The sequence below is a fragment of the Peptococcus simiae genome (genome assembly GCF_046097595.1).
Lineage (GTDB): Bacteria > Bacillota > Peptococcia > Peptococcales > Peptococcaceae > Peptococcus > Peptococcus simiae.
In genome coordinates this window covers 65087-78718 of sequence record NZ_JBJUVG010000007.1, presented here as the reverse complement: position 1 = coordinate 78718, position 13632 = coordinate 65087, and the positions used below count along the sequence as shown (strand labels likewise).

At 55.0% G+C, this 13632-nt stretch carries 11 protein-coding genes; 4 read left to right on the top strand and 7 right to left on the bottom strand.

The window, feature by feature from the left end; translation table 11 throughout:
• Window positions 1-94 precede the first annotated feature (94 nt).
• From ACKQTC_RS06025 to ACKQTC_RS06010, 4 genes are read right to left on the bottom strand one after another with little or no spacing between them, the layout of a single operon-like run.
• Complete coding sequence (locus tag ACKQTC_RS06025; RefSeq protein ID WP_408977530.1) at window positions 95-670, bottom strand: FumA C-terminus/TtdB family hydratase beta subunit; 576 nt, start codon at window positions 668-670, stop codon at window positions 95-97.
• Window positions 663-1538: a fumarate hydratase gene (locus ACKQTC_RS06020; protein WP_408977529.1), complete on the bottom strand. Its 876-nt coding sequence runs from the start codon at window positions 1536-1538 to the stop codon at window positions 663-665. The genes ACKQTC_RS06025 and ACKQTC_RS06020 overlap by 8 nt, the downstream gene beginning before the upstream one ends.
• Window positions 1535-2464 carry a manganese-dependent inorganic pyrophosphatase gene (locus ACKQTC_RS06015; protein WP_408977528.1) on the bottom strand — a complete coding sequence of 310 codons (930 nt, stop codon included), beginning with the start codon at window positions 2462-2464 and terminating at the stop codon, window positions 1535-1537. Before ACKQTC_RS06015 ends, ACKQTC_RS06020 begins: the two co-directional genes overlap by 4 nt.
• 14 nt (window positions 2465-2478) lie before the next feature.
• The gene (locus tag ACKQTC_RS06010) at window positions 2479-3891 is read right to left on the bottom strand and encodes a chloride channel protein (RefSeq protein ID WP_408977527.1); all 1413 of its coding nucleotides are present in this window, start codon (window positions 3889-3891) and stop codon (window positions 2479-2481) included.
• 200 nt (window positions 3892-4091) lie between these two features.
• Here ACKQTC_RS06010 and ACKQTC_RS06005 point away from each other — a divergent pair, with 200 nt between their 5' ends.
• From ACKQTC_RS06005 to ACKQTC_RS05990, 4 genes are all read left to right on the top strand, one after another.
• Window positions 4092-5432, top strand: a complete 1341-nt coding sequence (locus ACKQTC_RS06005; protein WP_408977526.1) for a hemolysin family protein — start codon at window positions 4092-4094, stop codon at window positions 5430-5432.
• A gap of 65 nt (window positions 5433-5497) precedes the next feature.
• Window positions 5498-6808, top strand: coding sequence for a replication-associated recombination protein A (locus tag ACKQTC_RS06000; protein WP_408977525.1), 1311 nt, complete (start codon window positions 5498-5500; stop codon window positions 6806-6808).
• Window positions 6805-7836 (top strand): tRNA 2-thiouridine(34) synthase MnmA, encoded by a 1032-nt coding sequence (gene mnmA / locus ACKQTC_RS05995; RefSeq protein ID WP_408977524.1) that lies wholly within the window; start codon window positions 6805-6807, stop codon window positions 7834-7836. The genes ACKQTC_RS06000 and mnmA overlap by 4 nt, the downstream gene beginning before the upstream one ends.
• A 22-nt stretch (window positions 7837-7858) precedes the next feature.
• Window positions 7859-9400 (top strand): DUF3825 domain-containing protein, encoded by a 1542-nt coding sequence (locus tag ACKQTC_RS05990; RefSeq protein ID WP_408977523.1) that lies wholly within the window; start codon window positions 7859-7861, stop codon window positions 9398-9400.
• 82 nt (window positions 9401-9482) lie between these two features.
• Here the strand turns inward: ACKQTC_RS05990 and ACKQTC_RS05985 are convergent, their stop codons facing one another.
• The 3 genes from ACKQTC_RS05985 to ACKQTC_RS05975 all read right to left on the bottom strand — a co-directional run bounded on the left by ACKQTC_RS05985 (window position 9483) and on the right by ACKQTC_RS05975 (window position 13619).
• On the bottom strand, window positions 9483-10640 hold the full coding sequence (locus tag ACKQTC_RS05985) for an ArgE/DapE family deacylase (protein WP_408977522.1): 1158 nt from the start codon (window positions 10638-10640) through the stop codon (window positions 9483-9485).
• Between the two features lie 3 nt (window positions 10641-10643).
• Window positions 10644-11918: an MFS transporter gene (locus tag ACKQTC_RS05980; RefSeq protein ID WP_408977521.1), complete on the bottom strand. Its 1275-nt coding sequence runs from the start codon at window positions 11916-11918 to the stop codon at window positions 10644-10646.
• Between the two features lie 153 nt (window positions 11919-12071).
• On the bottom strand, window positions 12072-13619 hold the full coding sequence (locus tag ACKQTC_RS05975; RefSeq protein WP_408977520.1) for an ABC transporter permease/substrate-binding protein: 1548 nt from the start codon (window positions 13617-13619) through the stop codon (window positions 12072-12074).
• Between the last annotated feature and the right edge of the window lie 13 nt (window positions 13620-13632).

Genomic DNA, 13632 nt, shown 5'->3' with positions numbered 1-13632 from the left:
CGACTAGTAACTCTGCTGAGTATACCATAGCCGTGACTGAATAGCTATTTGAAATAAATATTATATACAAGACCAATATGAGCATAGGTGGCAACTATAGCTGGCGGTAGGCCGCCGGGCCGGCCTCGTAGATATCACCACCGTAGGCATCTGCCGCCACCACCAGGGGTAGATTTTCTACCTCAAGGCGGCGAATGGCTTCAGTCCCCAGATCTTCATAGGCGACGACCTCCACCTGCCGGATACACTCGGCAATAAGGGCCCCGGCGCCGCCGACAGCAGCCAGGTAAATGCCGCCGGTCTCTTGCAGGGCCTCTAAGACCGCCTGGCTTCTGGGGCCCTTACCAATCATCCCGGCCAGGCCGGTCTCTCTTAAGAGGGTGGGGCTAAAAGCATCCATCCGCCCGCTGGTGGTGGGCCCAACGGACCCAATGACCTCTCCTGGCTTGGCCGGCGTCGGGCCGGCAAAGTAGATGATCTGTCCCTTGAGGTCAACAGGCAGGGGCCGGCCTGCAGCCAATTCCTGACACAAGCGCTGGTGGGCCTTATCCCGACCGGTATAGATGGTGCCGGATAGGCTGATACAGTCTCCCACCCGGAGATAGGCCAGGATTTCCCGGGCCCGGTCAGGGGACCAAGTGATGATTTTCAGATGGTCCTGATTAGTCATCCCGGTCCACCCCCTTTAGAGAAACAGTGGCGTGTCGGACGGCATGACAGTTGATATTCACCGCTACCGGGAGCATGGCAATATGGGCCGGAAAGGTTTTAATATGGACCGCAAGGGCCGTCGTCTTCCCCCCAAAGCCCTGGGGGCCAATGCCCAGTTTGTTAATATCAGCCAGGAGCCGCTTTTCCAGGGCGGCATACCGAGGGTCGGAATGGTGGGCATCGACCGGGTCCAAGAGGGCCTCTTTGGCCAGGAGGGTAGCCTTTTCCATGCTGCCCCCAAGGCCAATGCCGACCGTGATGGGCGGACAGGGGTTACCGCCGGCCTGTTGGATGGCCTGCATGACAAAGTCATAAACCCCTTTCTCCCCCTGGGTCGGCTTTAAAAGACCCAAGGCCCCCATATTTTCAGCACCGCCGCCCTTGGGCATGAGGGTAATGATCAGCTGGTCCCCGGGCACGATTCGCCAATGGACCACTGCCGGCAGGTTATTGCCGGTATTTTTGCGGTCAAAGACCGGCTCCTCAACCATCGAGGCCCGGCAGTAGGCGGCCTTGTACCCGGCCGCAATCCCTTCCTGGATGGCCCTTTCTGCATCACCACCAGTGATATGGAGGTCCTGGCCCAGGTCAGCGAAGACAACGACAAGGCCGGTATCCTGACACATAGGCACTTCCTTTTGGGCCGCCAGTCGGGCGTTATCGCCAATTTGCTCCAGGGCATACCGGCCCAGGGGAGAAACTTCCTCTTCCTGGGCGCTGGCCAGCGCCTGGCACATATCCGCCGGCAAGAAACTGTTCACCTTGACGGCAAGGTCTTGAACCGCTTGGCGGATTTGCTCTACATCCAGCACTTTAAGGGCGCTCATACCTCTTCAAGGGCTTTCGTCAAGGGCGGAACCACCTGTTTTTTACGGGAGACCACGCCGGGCAGCTGGACCATCTGGTCAGCGATTTTTTCGCCAAAGGCGGCTTCTACAGCCTCCGGTCCGTCACCGACGACCAGGGCCAGGGAGTCATTTTCCAGGATATCCGTGGCCAGAAGTAGGAAAAGGTCATAGCCTTCCCGGCCATTCGTTTCGGCCATGAGGCGCAGGAGGTCATCCTTGCGGGCCAAAATTTCATTGGTATCAACGGTATTGACTTGACCAATACGGACGGTCTTATCCCCCATGGGGAAACTTTTCGCATCCATATTGAGCAGATCTTCATTGGACTTAGCGGCCAGGTTGGTCCCTGCCTTTAACAGGTCCAGACCATAGGTCTGCACGTCTACGCCGGCGATGTCAGCCAGGACTTTTAAGGCCTTTTCGTCTTCAGGGGTGCAGGTCGGTGACTTTAAGAGGAGGGTGTCGCTAATAATAGCAGAGAGCATGAGCCCTGCAATATTTTTAGGGATGTCGACCCCAGCTTCTCGGTAGAGCTTGTAGATAATGGTATTGCTGCAGCCCACCGGTTCAGCCCGGTAAAGGAGAGGCTCAGCGGTTTCAAAGTTGGCAATCCGGTGGTGGTCAATGACCGAGATGATAGTGGCCTTTTCCCGACCCGGCACGCTCTGTTGGGCCTCGTTATGGTCGACCAGGGCCAGGAGGTCCCCTTCCCGGGCTTCCCGGATGACTTCCGGCGCTTCAAAGCCGAAGTAGCCCAGAGCAAAGGCTGTTTCTTCATTGGGTTGGCCCAGGGCCACCGGCTTGGCCTCTTTTCCCGTACTGTTTAAGAGGTTGGCATAGCTGATGGCAGAAATAATTGAATCCGTATCCGGATTTTGATGACCTGAAACTAAAATCGTTGACATATAATTCCCCTTCTCTATTCTTCTTTACCTAGCAAACGTTTATCTAAGTCGGACCGCGGGCCGACCAGGATATCAAGTAAGTCTTTTTGAGATGCATAAATGCTTGCCTGACCGGCCACCACATGGGCCGTCATACAGACAATAAAAAAGTAGGGCAACACCTGGGGTCCAAACAGTTCAACCCCCATAAAAATTGGTGCCAGAAAGGTCCTGGTGGCTGCCCCAAATACCGCACAGGCCCCACAAGCTGCAATAAGGGCCGGCGAAATCCCCAGGGCCTGGCCCAGCACAACCCCTAAACTGGCCCCAATGACCAGGCAGGGAGCCAGTTCACCGCCCTGGAAGCCGGCAGCCAGGGTGACCACCGTTAGGATGAGCTTAAGAGCCCAGTCCCACCAGTAGACCTCTCCGCCATTCAAGGCCCCGTAAAAAAGGCCGTTTGAAAGGCCGCTATACCGGCCAAAGTCTAAAACCAGAAATATAATACCCAAAATCGTGCCGATGATAAAAATCCGGCGGACGGGATGGGGAATCCAGTTGGCAAAAAGGATCCGGCACTTAAAGAGGCCCAGGGAAAACATCCGCCCGACCAGCCCAAAGGCCAGGCCGACTGCAATGAGTCGGAGCAAGAGCTGGAGGTCAATATCCAGCATTTCCAGTTGGCCCAGGTTGAAAGACTCCAGGCCCAGGGCCCGGGAGGTAAAGGCGGCGGTCCAGGCAGCAACCAGGGCCGGCACCAGGGCATCGTAAAAAATTGACCCAACGACCAGGACCTCCAGGGCAAAGAAAGTCCCTGCCATAGGCGTCCCAAACAGGCCCCCAAAGCCGGCAGCCATCCCGGCCAAAATCACAACCCGGGGGTTGAGTTTTATCGGCAGGAGGTAGCTAAAGCTATTGGCTACCGTTGCCCCGATTTGTACAGCGACCCCCTCCCGACCGGCACTACCACCAAAGAGGTGGGTCAGCCAGGTGGCCCCGATGGTCAGCGGGATCATCCGTAGGGGGATCCGCTCGTCTTCCCGATAACCGACTGCAAAGACCAGGGCCATCCCCTTCTGGGCCTTGCCCCCATAGCGGAGGTAGACCAGCATGATCAGGCAGCCGGCCAGCCCCAAGAAGGGCAGGAGATAAATGGGGTGAGCATCACGAAAATGGTTGAGGGCAATGAGGCCCAGGCCAAACAGGGCATCTAAGGCCCCGACAATGGCCCCGATAAAAGCTGCAATCAGGGCATAAAAAAAAATGCGACCCAGGGCGCAGGCATACCGCTTAATCCAGGCATATAGGTGCGCCAACTGCCCACCTGGCCGGTGATTAGACCCCTGGCCCCTATCCAGGCCCAGCATGTCCTTAATTTTTTTCGTTGCTATCCCCTCCTTGCAGACATTCGCTCCCCTTATTTTATCATCTAGGCAAGGGCCTTTCAATACTGGAGCCCCTCCCTCTTTGCCTGGGTCAGGGGCGTCTGTCAACCCGTCTCCCCATCAATATTTGCCTCATTTTTACCCAGTCTTGACAGGCTTGGCCCGGCTAGCCACCAGCAGCTATTTCTCTTGAAGTGTCTTTGCAAATAGGCTATAATATTCTAAAAATATTACTAGCTATCTATGATTAAGGAGTGTCACTTATGGGCGATGATCCTGGGAGTCCGCAGCTTCTTTATTGGGCCGGACTCATTATTTTATTTTTAATTCATGGTTTTCTAGCCGCCTCTGAGATGGCGGTTGTTTCTAGCGACAAGGCTAAATTGAAAGACTTAGCCGAGGAAGGCGACCGCAGGGCCGAACGGTTACTGACCCTGCTGGCTGCCCCATCAAGGCTCATTACAGCAATACATATGGCAATGAATGTGACCGGCCTGGGGATAGCCGCCCTGCTGACGGCTCATTTTTCACCGGTCTTAGGCCACTGGCTTTATGCCCAAACCGGCCTGCCCTATATATATGAAACCGTCCTGGTCCTCATGCTCTTTCTCATGAGCTTCCTCATGCTTTCCTTCGGGGAATCCATCCCTAAACGGATTGTCCTCCAGGCCCCGGAACGGTTCGCCTTTACAGCCAACGGCTTCATGGCCCTCTTATCTCTGGCAGCCAAGCCCTTATTCCGCCTGATGACCTTAACGACCAACACTACCCTGCGTGTCCTGGGCTTTGATGCGACCCGGGCCGAAGAACGGGTCACCCGGGAAGAAATCCGATCCATTGTTGAAGTGGGCCAGGAGCAGGGCGTCATTAACCCCCATGAGCGGGAAATGATTGATTCCGTCATCTCCTTTGATGACAAGCAAGCCGAGGAAGTGATGACCGCCCGGACGGAGGTCTTCATGATTGATATCGATGACCCCCTCAGCCATTTTATTTCTGAAATGTTGTCCTTAAAATACTCCCGGATTCCTGTTTATGAAGACAATCCGGACAACATCATCGGTATCCTCTATTTGAAGGACTTTTTCAGCCAGGCCTATAAAAAACGGTCCTTTGCTGATGTCAACATCCGGGGGATTTTGCGTCCCCCCTTCCTGGTCCCTGAGCGGAAAAATATCAATGACCTCTTCGTCGAAATGCAGGACAACCAAAAGCATATGGCCCTTCTCATTGACGAATACGGTGGTTTTTCAGGCCTGGTCACCATGGAAGACTTAATTGAAGAAATTGTCGGCGATATCGACGACGAGTACGACCACGATGAGCCGGACATTTACCCGACCGGGGATAACAGCTACCATGTCCATGGCACCATTTCCATCAAAGAATTCAACAGTGAAACCGGCGCCAATATTGACGAGGACTCCGATGACTATGACACCATCGGTGGCTTCCTGATCAATGTGCTGGACTATATTCCGGAAGATGGGGACCGGCCGGTTGTTGAAGTCGACAACCTCATTTTTCACATTTTACGCGTAGAAGAAAAACGCATTAAGGATATCCGCGTGCGAATCCTTACGGAAAACCACGAGGATGAATAAGGCAAAAGCACGCAGGGCCGCCTGCGTGCTTTTGCCTATTCTAAAGGATTAGAAAGGAGCTCGGTATGCCTGAACAAGTTGACCTTTTCGCCCAAGCGAATGCTGAAACCAGAAAGAAGATGGCCCCACTGGCTGCCCGGATGCGGCCCCGTCGCTTAGAGGACATCATCGGCCAAGACCATATCCTCGGGCCGGGCAAACTCCTGCGCCGGGCCATCGAAACCGACCGCCTCTCCTCTCTGATTTTTTGGGGGCCGCCGGGCACGGGAAAGACCACCCTGGCCCAGGTCATCGCCCGGGTCAGTGACCGCCCCTTTGCCCAGTTAAATGCTGTGACCGATGGCATTGCCGACTTGCGCAAGCTCATCCATGCCGCTGAAAGCGATTTGAATACCTATGGCAAGCAGACCATCCTCTTTATTGATGAAATCCACCGCTTTAACAAGGCCCAGCAGGATGGCCTCTTGCCGGCTGTCGAAAAGGGGATTGTCATCCTTATTGGGGCGACGACCCAAAACCCCTACTTCAGCTTAAACCCGGCCCTCCTGTCCCGGTCTATGATTTTTGGTCTAGAAGCCCTGGACGAGGCCAGCATTATCCAACTCATGAAAAGGGCCCTGGCCGACCGGGACCGGGGCTTGGGTGCCTTTGATACCCAGGTGTCCGACGAGGCTCTGGCCCACCTGGCCCACTATGCCCAGGGGGATGCCCGAACGGCCCTCAACGGCTTGGAGTTGGCGGTCCTCTCCAGCCCCGCAGATGACCAGGGCATCCGCCATGTGGACCTAGCCGTTGCAGAGGAAAGCATCCAGCGCCCGGCGGTGGTGTATGACAACACCGGCGATGAGCATTATGACATTATTTCAGCCTTTATAAAAAGCGTCCGCGGCAGCGATGCCCAGGCCGCCATCTACTATATGGCCCGGATGTTGGATGCCGGTGAGGACCCGCTTTTTATCGCCCGCCGCCTGGTGATTCTATCCTGCGAGGATGTCGGTATGGCCGACCCCCAGGCCCTGGTCATCGCCCAAAGTGCAGCGGACGCTCTCCAGTTCATCGGGATGCCTGAAGGGCGGATTATCCTCAGCCAGGCCTGCGTCTACCTCTGCGAGGCCCCCAAGTCCAATGCCGCCTACCTGGCCATTGACAAGGCCCTGGCAGATGTGCGCAAGGGCCGGACCGGACCCGTCCCTCCCCACCTGCGGGATGCCCACTACAAGGGGGCCAAGGACCTGGGCCACGGTAAGGGCTACCGCTACCCCCATGACTATCCGGGCCATTATGTCGACCAGGACTACCTGCCGGATAATTTAAGGGGCACCATCTACTACAGCCCGGACGATACCGTCACGAACCAGAAAGGACCAAGGCAGTGAAGACCATAGCATTAGGAATGAGCGGCGGTGTAGACAGTTCCATTGCCGTCCACCTCTTACAGGAAGCCGGTTGGCAGGTCATTGGCCTCCACCTCAAGCTCTTAGACGCCTCCGGACGGGACAACCAGGCCAGCCGGGATGCCCAGGCAGTCGCCGACTTTTTTGGCATCCCCCTCCACCTTGTCGACGCCCGGGAGGACTTTAAGACCCTGGTGACCGGCCCCTTTGCCGAGGCCTACCGCCAAGGCCGGACCCCGAACCCCTGCGTCCGCTGCAACCAAACCATTAAGTTTGGTCGGCTCTGGCAGGAGGCCCAGGCCCTGGGTGCCAGCCACCTGGCTACCGGCCACTACGCCCGCATCCTTGAAAAAGACGGCCGGTTTGGCCTCTACCGGGGGCTCAACCACAAGAAGGACCAGAGTTACTTTCTCTACGGTATCGACCGCCAGGTCCTGCCCCAGGTCCGCTTTCCCCTGGGGGACTATTCCAAGGACCAGGTCCGGGCCATGGCCGCCCAGTTGGGGCTGCCGGTGGCCTCGAAAAGCGATAGCCAGGAAATTTGTTTTATTGCCAATGATGACTACCCGGCCTGGCTCGAACAACATTGCTCCAACCTGCCGACCCAGGGGCAATTTTTGACGCCGGATGGTCAGGTCCTGGGCCGGCACCAGGGGGCCTGGCGGTATACGATTGGCCAACGCAAGGGCCTGGGCCTGGCCCTGGGCTACCCGGCCTATGTCGAAGACATTGATGCGGCCAAGGGGACGGTCACCGTCGGCGACGGGTCCGGCCTCTACCGGGACCAGCTGGTCGCCAGCCAGGTCAACTGGTTGGCCGATGACCGGGCTCTTAGCGGCCAAGGGATTGCTAAGATCCGCTCCCGGGGCGAAGGCAGCCCGGCCCACTGGCAGCGGACCGACAACCGCCTGGAAGTGACTTTTGACGCGCCCGTCCGGGCTATTACCCCCGGCCAAAGCGTGGTCTTATATGACGGCGACCGGGTCTTAGGCGGAGGTATTATTGACTAAACCAACATAAGGGGGGTTATGTATGAACCAGGAAACAAAGCAGCGTATTTACAAGTTATTTTTAAAGCACTTTGGCCATGGGGAGGTCAGCCTACAGGAGCTTAGCGACTGTTTGCAGAACAACCGTATTGATTACAAGAAACTCGGCTACCCGGACCTTCCGGCCCTTTTAAGGGACCTGCCCGAATTTATCGAGGGCCGGCCAACCAAGCCAACTGAAACAGCCCGGTTTTTTCGCTGGAACCGCCACAAGTCAGGCCCCGGATCCTATTGGACCCAGCCGACCATGGACCAGGCCCCCAGCCTGGCGCCCAGCCTTATTCCCGACCGGCTCCTGCCTGTCACCCGGCTAGAAGAAAAAACCATGGCCGTCCTATCTGACAAAGTGAGCAAGGCTGACGCCGCCTTACCCTATTTAATTGAAGCGGCCTACCAACAAGCCAAGGCCACCAACCGGTTAGATACCAAAAACAACACCCTACGCTTTTTTATGGACTCTTATAATATGCTGGAGCCCAGTCTCCTCTTAACCTTTAAGCGGATGGACCCTGACGATAACGGCCACCACCTGACCTTCCAATATGTCGATGACAGCGGTCTCTCTTTCGACCTGGCCGGTACCAATGCGGCCCAGAACCCGGCCAAGGCCCTGGAAAACTTTGCCTTCCTGGTCCGCTGGGAGGACTTTCTTCAGGAATTGGCGGACTTGGCCATCCCTGAGGAATGGGATTTTTGCGAAAGCCGAAACAAGAACTACTACATCCTCAAAAAATATATCCAGTATACCTTTTACCGACTCCGCCTGGAAGAAAAGGTGGCCATCTCCAAGGACCGGCAGTTTGCCGCCTTTAATACCGGCCTGGTGACCGTCCACTATGACGATATTTACGCCTGCTTTGAACCGAATAATGCCGGTTCATCACCTTGGCTCTTTAAAGAATTTACCACCGCCGGCCACCGCGGCCTGGGCAAGGACCTGGTCCACCGCTTTAATCCCCTGCCCCAACCGGTGACCTACTTTACCCGCAAGGAAGACCTCCTCTTCGACTTGGACAAGACCCTGGTCATAGACTTTGACCATATCATTTTGGAAAACCTAAACCGTTTTGACGTCCAGTTCCTGAGAAATGAATGTGGCGATAATGCTCAAGCCGCCGGCCTCCTGAAAAAAATCGTTCGGACCTCGGACTATGAAACCCGTAATGAATGCTACAAGGAGTTACGGACGGTAATTGAATCCCATACAGTCTTATACAACCGCTTGAAAAACCGCTTAGACGATGCCGTTGAATTAGCCAAGCGGCAGGTTCGCTGGAATTTTAAAACCGCCGTCCCCTCCTACTATCCTTCCCGCAACACCATGAACTTAATGCTCCCCCTGCACTTGAGCCAGCCAACCCTGGTGGATAACGTCCTTGTCGTGGAGTTAACGCCCTCCGGCAACTACCAGGGCCAGACCATCCTGACCTTGGAGCAGGCCTATATCGATGCCCGCCTGGTCACCTCACCAGAGGCCAATTGGCTCAATACCAGCTCGGTCATGAACTGCCAGTTAGAAGATTAGCCCGCGCCAGCTCTTGCTGAATAGTAAAAAGCCCCTCGATTTTTAATCGGGGGGCTTTGCTATTGATGGCTGTAGGTCCTTGCTACCGGCTTAAGAAGTCCAAAGCCAGGTCTTTGAAAATCCGGATGGTATCCAGGTATTCATCTAATTCGATATACTCATCGACTGTGTGGGCCTTTTCCGTAAGCCCCGGTCCATACACCACCAGCTGGATATCCGCCGACAGGTGGATATAGCGGGCCAGTTCACAGGCCCCAATGAGCGGCCTGAGCTGGACATTTTTATCGCTGGCCGCCCTTTTAAGGGCCTGAATCAGAGGATTATCTGTCGCCGCCTCAGCCGGGTCCAGGACCTGGTCTAGCTGCAAGCTGAGTGTGGCCCGGTCCGGTTCCTGGTTATTTTTGGCAATGGCTGTCTCAAACAACTGAATAGAGGGGTCTGTTGAAAACTCCGGTACCGTCCGGGTATTCCCCCTTAAGACCACCTTATCAGGAACCGAATTGACCTGCCGGCCCCCTTCGATAACAGAAAAGACATTTAAGGTCGAGCCCAGGTTGGAATTCCGGAGGTCAGGATCGGCCGTTACCGCATCAAACTGGTCCTGAACCCTGCGGATAAAGTCGGCCAGGGTCGTCAAGGCGTTAATGCCTAATTCCGGCATGGAGGAGTGGGCAGCCCGGCCCTCTGCCTGGATGGTGTACATAATGGACCCCTTAGAGGCAAAGATGGCCTGGTTTTCGCCATTGCGCTTGGTCGGCTCGGAAATGAGGATGGCGTCAACCCCCTCCAGGTGGCCTCCGTCGACCAGGTCCTTGGCCCCCTGCATGCCGATTTCCTCGCCAACGGTCCCGATAAACCACAGTTCACCGGCAAAGGGCGTCCTGGCGTCCAGGATATCCAGAAGGGCATACAGGCTGGCCGCCACCCCGGCCTTCATGTCACAGGTCCCTAGCCCGTACATCTTATTGCCGACAACCGTCCCTTCGAAAGGCGGATAGGTCCAGCCCTCCCCCGGTTCTACAACATCCAGGTGGCCGGAAAAAGCGAGAATCTTCCCCTTTTCAGTCCCCTTGACCTTGACCAGGACATTGGACCGGCCGGGAAAGGAAGAAATCAACTCCGTTTCGACATTGTCGTAACCCTTGAAAAGGTCGGCAATATACTTGGCCACCTCTTCTTCATGGTCATTGACCGACTTTATTTGAATAAGCTGTTGCAAAATTGCTAAATACTTGTCCATCTTTTATTCCCCCACTGTCTGACTGCCTTGCCGGCCATGTTTTTTCGCTTGTTCATGGGCTAAAAACCAGAGGAAACCGGTTAGGAGGGCGAAGGCAATATTAATCAACCAGGCCCAATGGTAAGAGCCAGTTGCGTCAAAAATATATGATACAAAGAGGGGGCCGAAAGCAGCCCCGACCTGGGTCCCGGACTGCACAAAGCCATAGGCCTCCCCGTATATTTCCCGATTATAAATCGATGAGGTGATGAGCGGCGGTAAAACCGAGCCCAGAGCCAGGCCTAGGCCAAAGACAAAGGCCACCAACCAGGGGCCCCAGCTCTGCCCGACAAAGAGCATGCAGACAAAGCTAAGGGCCAGGGAGCCTGCCCCGACCAATAAAGCGTGATAAATCCCGTACTTATCCGCAATCCGACCCAGGAGGAGCTTACCAAAGACACCGACCAGGAGGTAAATCGACACCACTGTCCCGGCGGTTTGGAAGCCGGCAGCCTCCTGGAGGGCCGGCGGGAATTGCAGGGTGGCCCCGTTGGCCAAGCCATTCATCACAGACCCTAAAAGCAGAAAGATAAAAAAGCTACAGGAAATAGAAGCGCCAATGCTAAGCCCCACCCCTAAAGACCGGTTGGAATCCTTATCCGGGTCAAGGACCAGGGCCTTTTCCGTCGTATAGCCATAGGGCTTGAGCCCCTTGTCTTCCGGCCGCAAGTAAATAAGGAAAAAGCCGAAAACGATGGCCAGGGCGAGGATAATCACCGCATAGACCCGGTAGGACATCCGCCAGCCAAACTGGCCAATTAAACCATTGATGACCGGACTGAGCAAGGCCCCACCGGCAGAAATCCCGGAGACTGCAATCGAGGTGGCCAGCCCCTTCTTCTCCTGAAACCAGTTGTTAATGAGCATCATCATAGGAATTTGGGCAGTGGTAATGTAAGCCGCGCCGACGATGAAGGCAAAAATATAAAATTGGTACTTGTTTTGGGCGATGGAGTAGCCGAATATGGCTAAGGCAAAGAGAATGGCTGCACAGGTCCAAATCCTTTTGAAATTATACTTGGTCAAAAAATACGATACGACCGGCCCCAAAAAAATCCCCACGGCCTGGGTAATGGTCCCGGTAAAAGAAAAGGCTGTTCGGGAAAAGCCCAAATCTTGGGTAACGGCAAGTTGCCAACTGTTCGACAGTGAATTGACGATCGGTACATATACCCCCAGGACCAGTGAAGCAACCACTAAAATGACCCAGGCATAATGAAAGCGCGTCTCCTTTTTCATCATCATAATCTCCTATACGATTGGTCTGGCCCAAGTCTGGACTCCTGCAAAGACTTGGGCGCCACCCTATTGAAGGGTGCTTTTGCTGAAAGATACCCTGCCGGCTTGCTCCAATAAAAAAAGCGCTTCAAGCGCTTTTTTTAACTGGAGCGGTTAGTTAATAAGCCCTTTTTTCTTTAAGAAGGCCTGGGCTACCGCTTCCGGGCTTTCTTTATCAACCTCTACCGCATAATTCATTTGCGCCATTTCCTTTTCAGAGATTTTCCCGGCCAACCGGTCTAAGACCTCACCCAGTTGGGGATATTCCTCTAGGCTATCCTGACGCACAACCAAGCCTGCCTGGTAGGAGGGGTAAAACTGCTTATCGTCCTTCAGGGTCTTAATCCGGTCATCAGAGGCCTGGCCATCTGTGGTAAAGACGCTGAGAACATCAATTTCTCCCTTAAACAAGGCTTCATATACCAGCCCCCGGTCCATATCAATGGCATCCTTAAAGTGTAAGCCATAAATTTCCGTTAGGGGTTTGAACCCGTCCTCCCGCTCAAAGAAGTCATAGTTGGCCCCAAAAACCAGGTCGCCGGCCACCGGGGCCAAATCACTGAAGATTTCCAGGCCATTAGCCGCAGCATAATCCGAGCGAACAGCAAGGGTATAGGTATTATTAAAACCCAGCATGCCCCGCCAAGTCAAGCCATAATTGTCCTCATACCGTTCTTTTAATTCTTCAAAGCGGGTCTCCTGATAGGGGGTCTGGTCCTTTAAGACCACCTGCCAGGCGGTGCCGGTATATTCCGGGTAAAGGTCGAAGTCTCCCTTGAGGATGGCCGGGTGGATATTCCCTGTCCCCCCGGCAATGCCATGGGAAATATTGACTTTTAAGTCTGTATTCCCCTCAATGGCCCCGGCTACGATTTCAGCCAGGATATAGCCTTCGGTGGTCGGCTTAGAGGCCAATTCGAGGGTGCCGTCCCCTTGCCGGCTGCCAACCCATAGGGCACTACCAAGGCCAACCAGGAGTACAAGGGCAAAGGCCAGCCAGCGTTTGCCGGAAGAGGGCCGGCGCCGGACCTGCTCGCCATAGCCGATCTGCTTTTCAACCAGGCCCAGGAGCCAGTCACAGAAAAGGGCCAGAAGGGCAATAAGGATACTCCCACTCAAGAGCAGGACCTTATTATTGGTGGTAATTCCTCGGAAAATCGCTACCCCAAGGCCCCCCGCCCCGACAAAAGAGGCAATCCCTGCCAGGGCAATGGTCATGGTTACCATATTCCGGACCGCCGAAAAAATCACCGGCGCCGCCAGGGGGAGCTTGACCCGCCAGAGCATTTGCCTGGGCGTATGGCCCATGGCCAGGGCTGCTTCAATGATACTCGGGGCGATTTCCGTCAGCCCGGTATAGGTATTCCGCACCACCGGTAGGAGGGCGTAAACCGTTAGGGCAATAATAGCTGTTGTATTCCCAATCCCTGTAATGGAAATAAAGATCCCCAGTAGGGCAATTGAAGGAATGGTATAGGCCACATTGACCACAGAAATGACCGGGTCGGCAAAGGCCGGCCTTTCACTGATGGCAATCCCCAGCAGGAGGCCAATCAGGGTCGCTATGATAACTGCAACCCCACTAATGACCAGGTGGTCGATGGTCAGAGATAGAAAAAAAGAGAAGTTCTGGGCTATTTCATTAAATATAGCCTGGAGCATGGGTCACATCCTT

Coding starts and splice junctions, on each gene's coding strand:
- ACKQTC_RS05975 (WP_408977520.1), bottom strand. CDS start 13,619: ATGCTCCAGGCTATATTTAATGAAATAGCCCAGAACTTCTCTTTTTTT.
- ACKQTC_RS06000 (WP_408977525.1), top strand. CDS start 5,498: ATGCCTGAACAAGTTGACCTTTTCGCCCAAGCGAATGCTGAAACCAGA.
- ACKQTC_RS05980 (WP_408977521.1), bottom strand. CDS start 11,918: ATGAAAAAGGAGACGCGCTTTCATTATGCCTGGGTCATTTTAGTGGTT.
- ACKQTC_RS06005 (WP_408977526.1), top strand. CDS start 4,092: ATGGGCGATGATCCTGGGAGTCCGCAGCTTCTTTATTGGGCCGGACTC.
- ACKQTC_RS06015 (WP_408977528.1), bottom strand. CDS start 2,464: ATGTCAACGATTTTAGTTTCAGGTCATCAAAATCCGGATACGGATTCA.
- ACKQTC_RS06025 (WP_408977530.1), bottom strand. CDS start 670: ATGACTAATCAGGACCATCTGAAAATCATCACTTGGTCCCCTGACCGG.
- ACKQTC_RS06020 (WP_408977529.1), bottom strand. CDS start 1,538: ATGAGCGCCCTTAAAGTGCTGGATGTAGAGCAAATCCGCCAAGCGGTT.
- ACKQTC_RS05990 (WP_408977523.1), top strand. CDS start 7,859: ATGAACCAGGAAACAAAGCAGCGTATTTACAAGTTATTTTTAAAGCAC.
- ACKQTC_RS05985 (WP_408977522.1), bottom strand. CDS start 10,640: ATGGACAAGTATTTAGCAATTTTGCAACAGCTTATTCAAATAAAGTCG.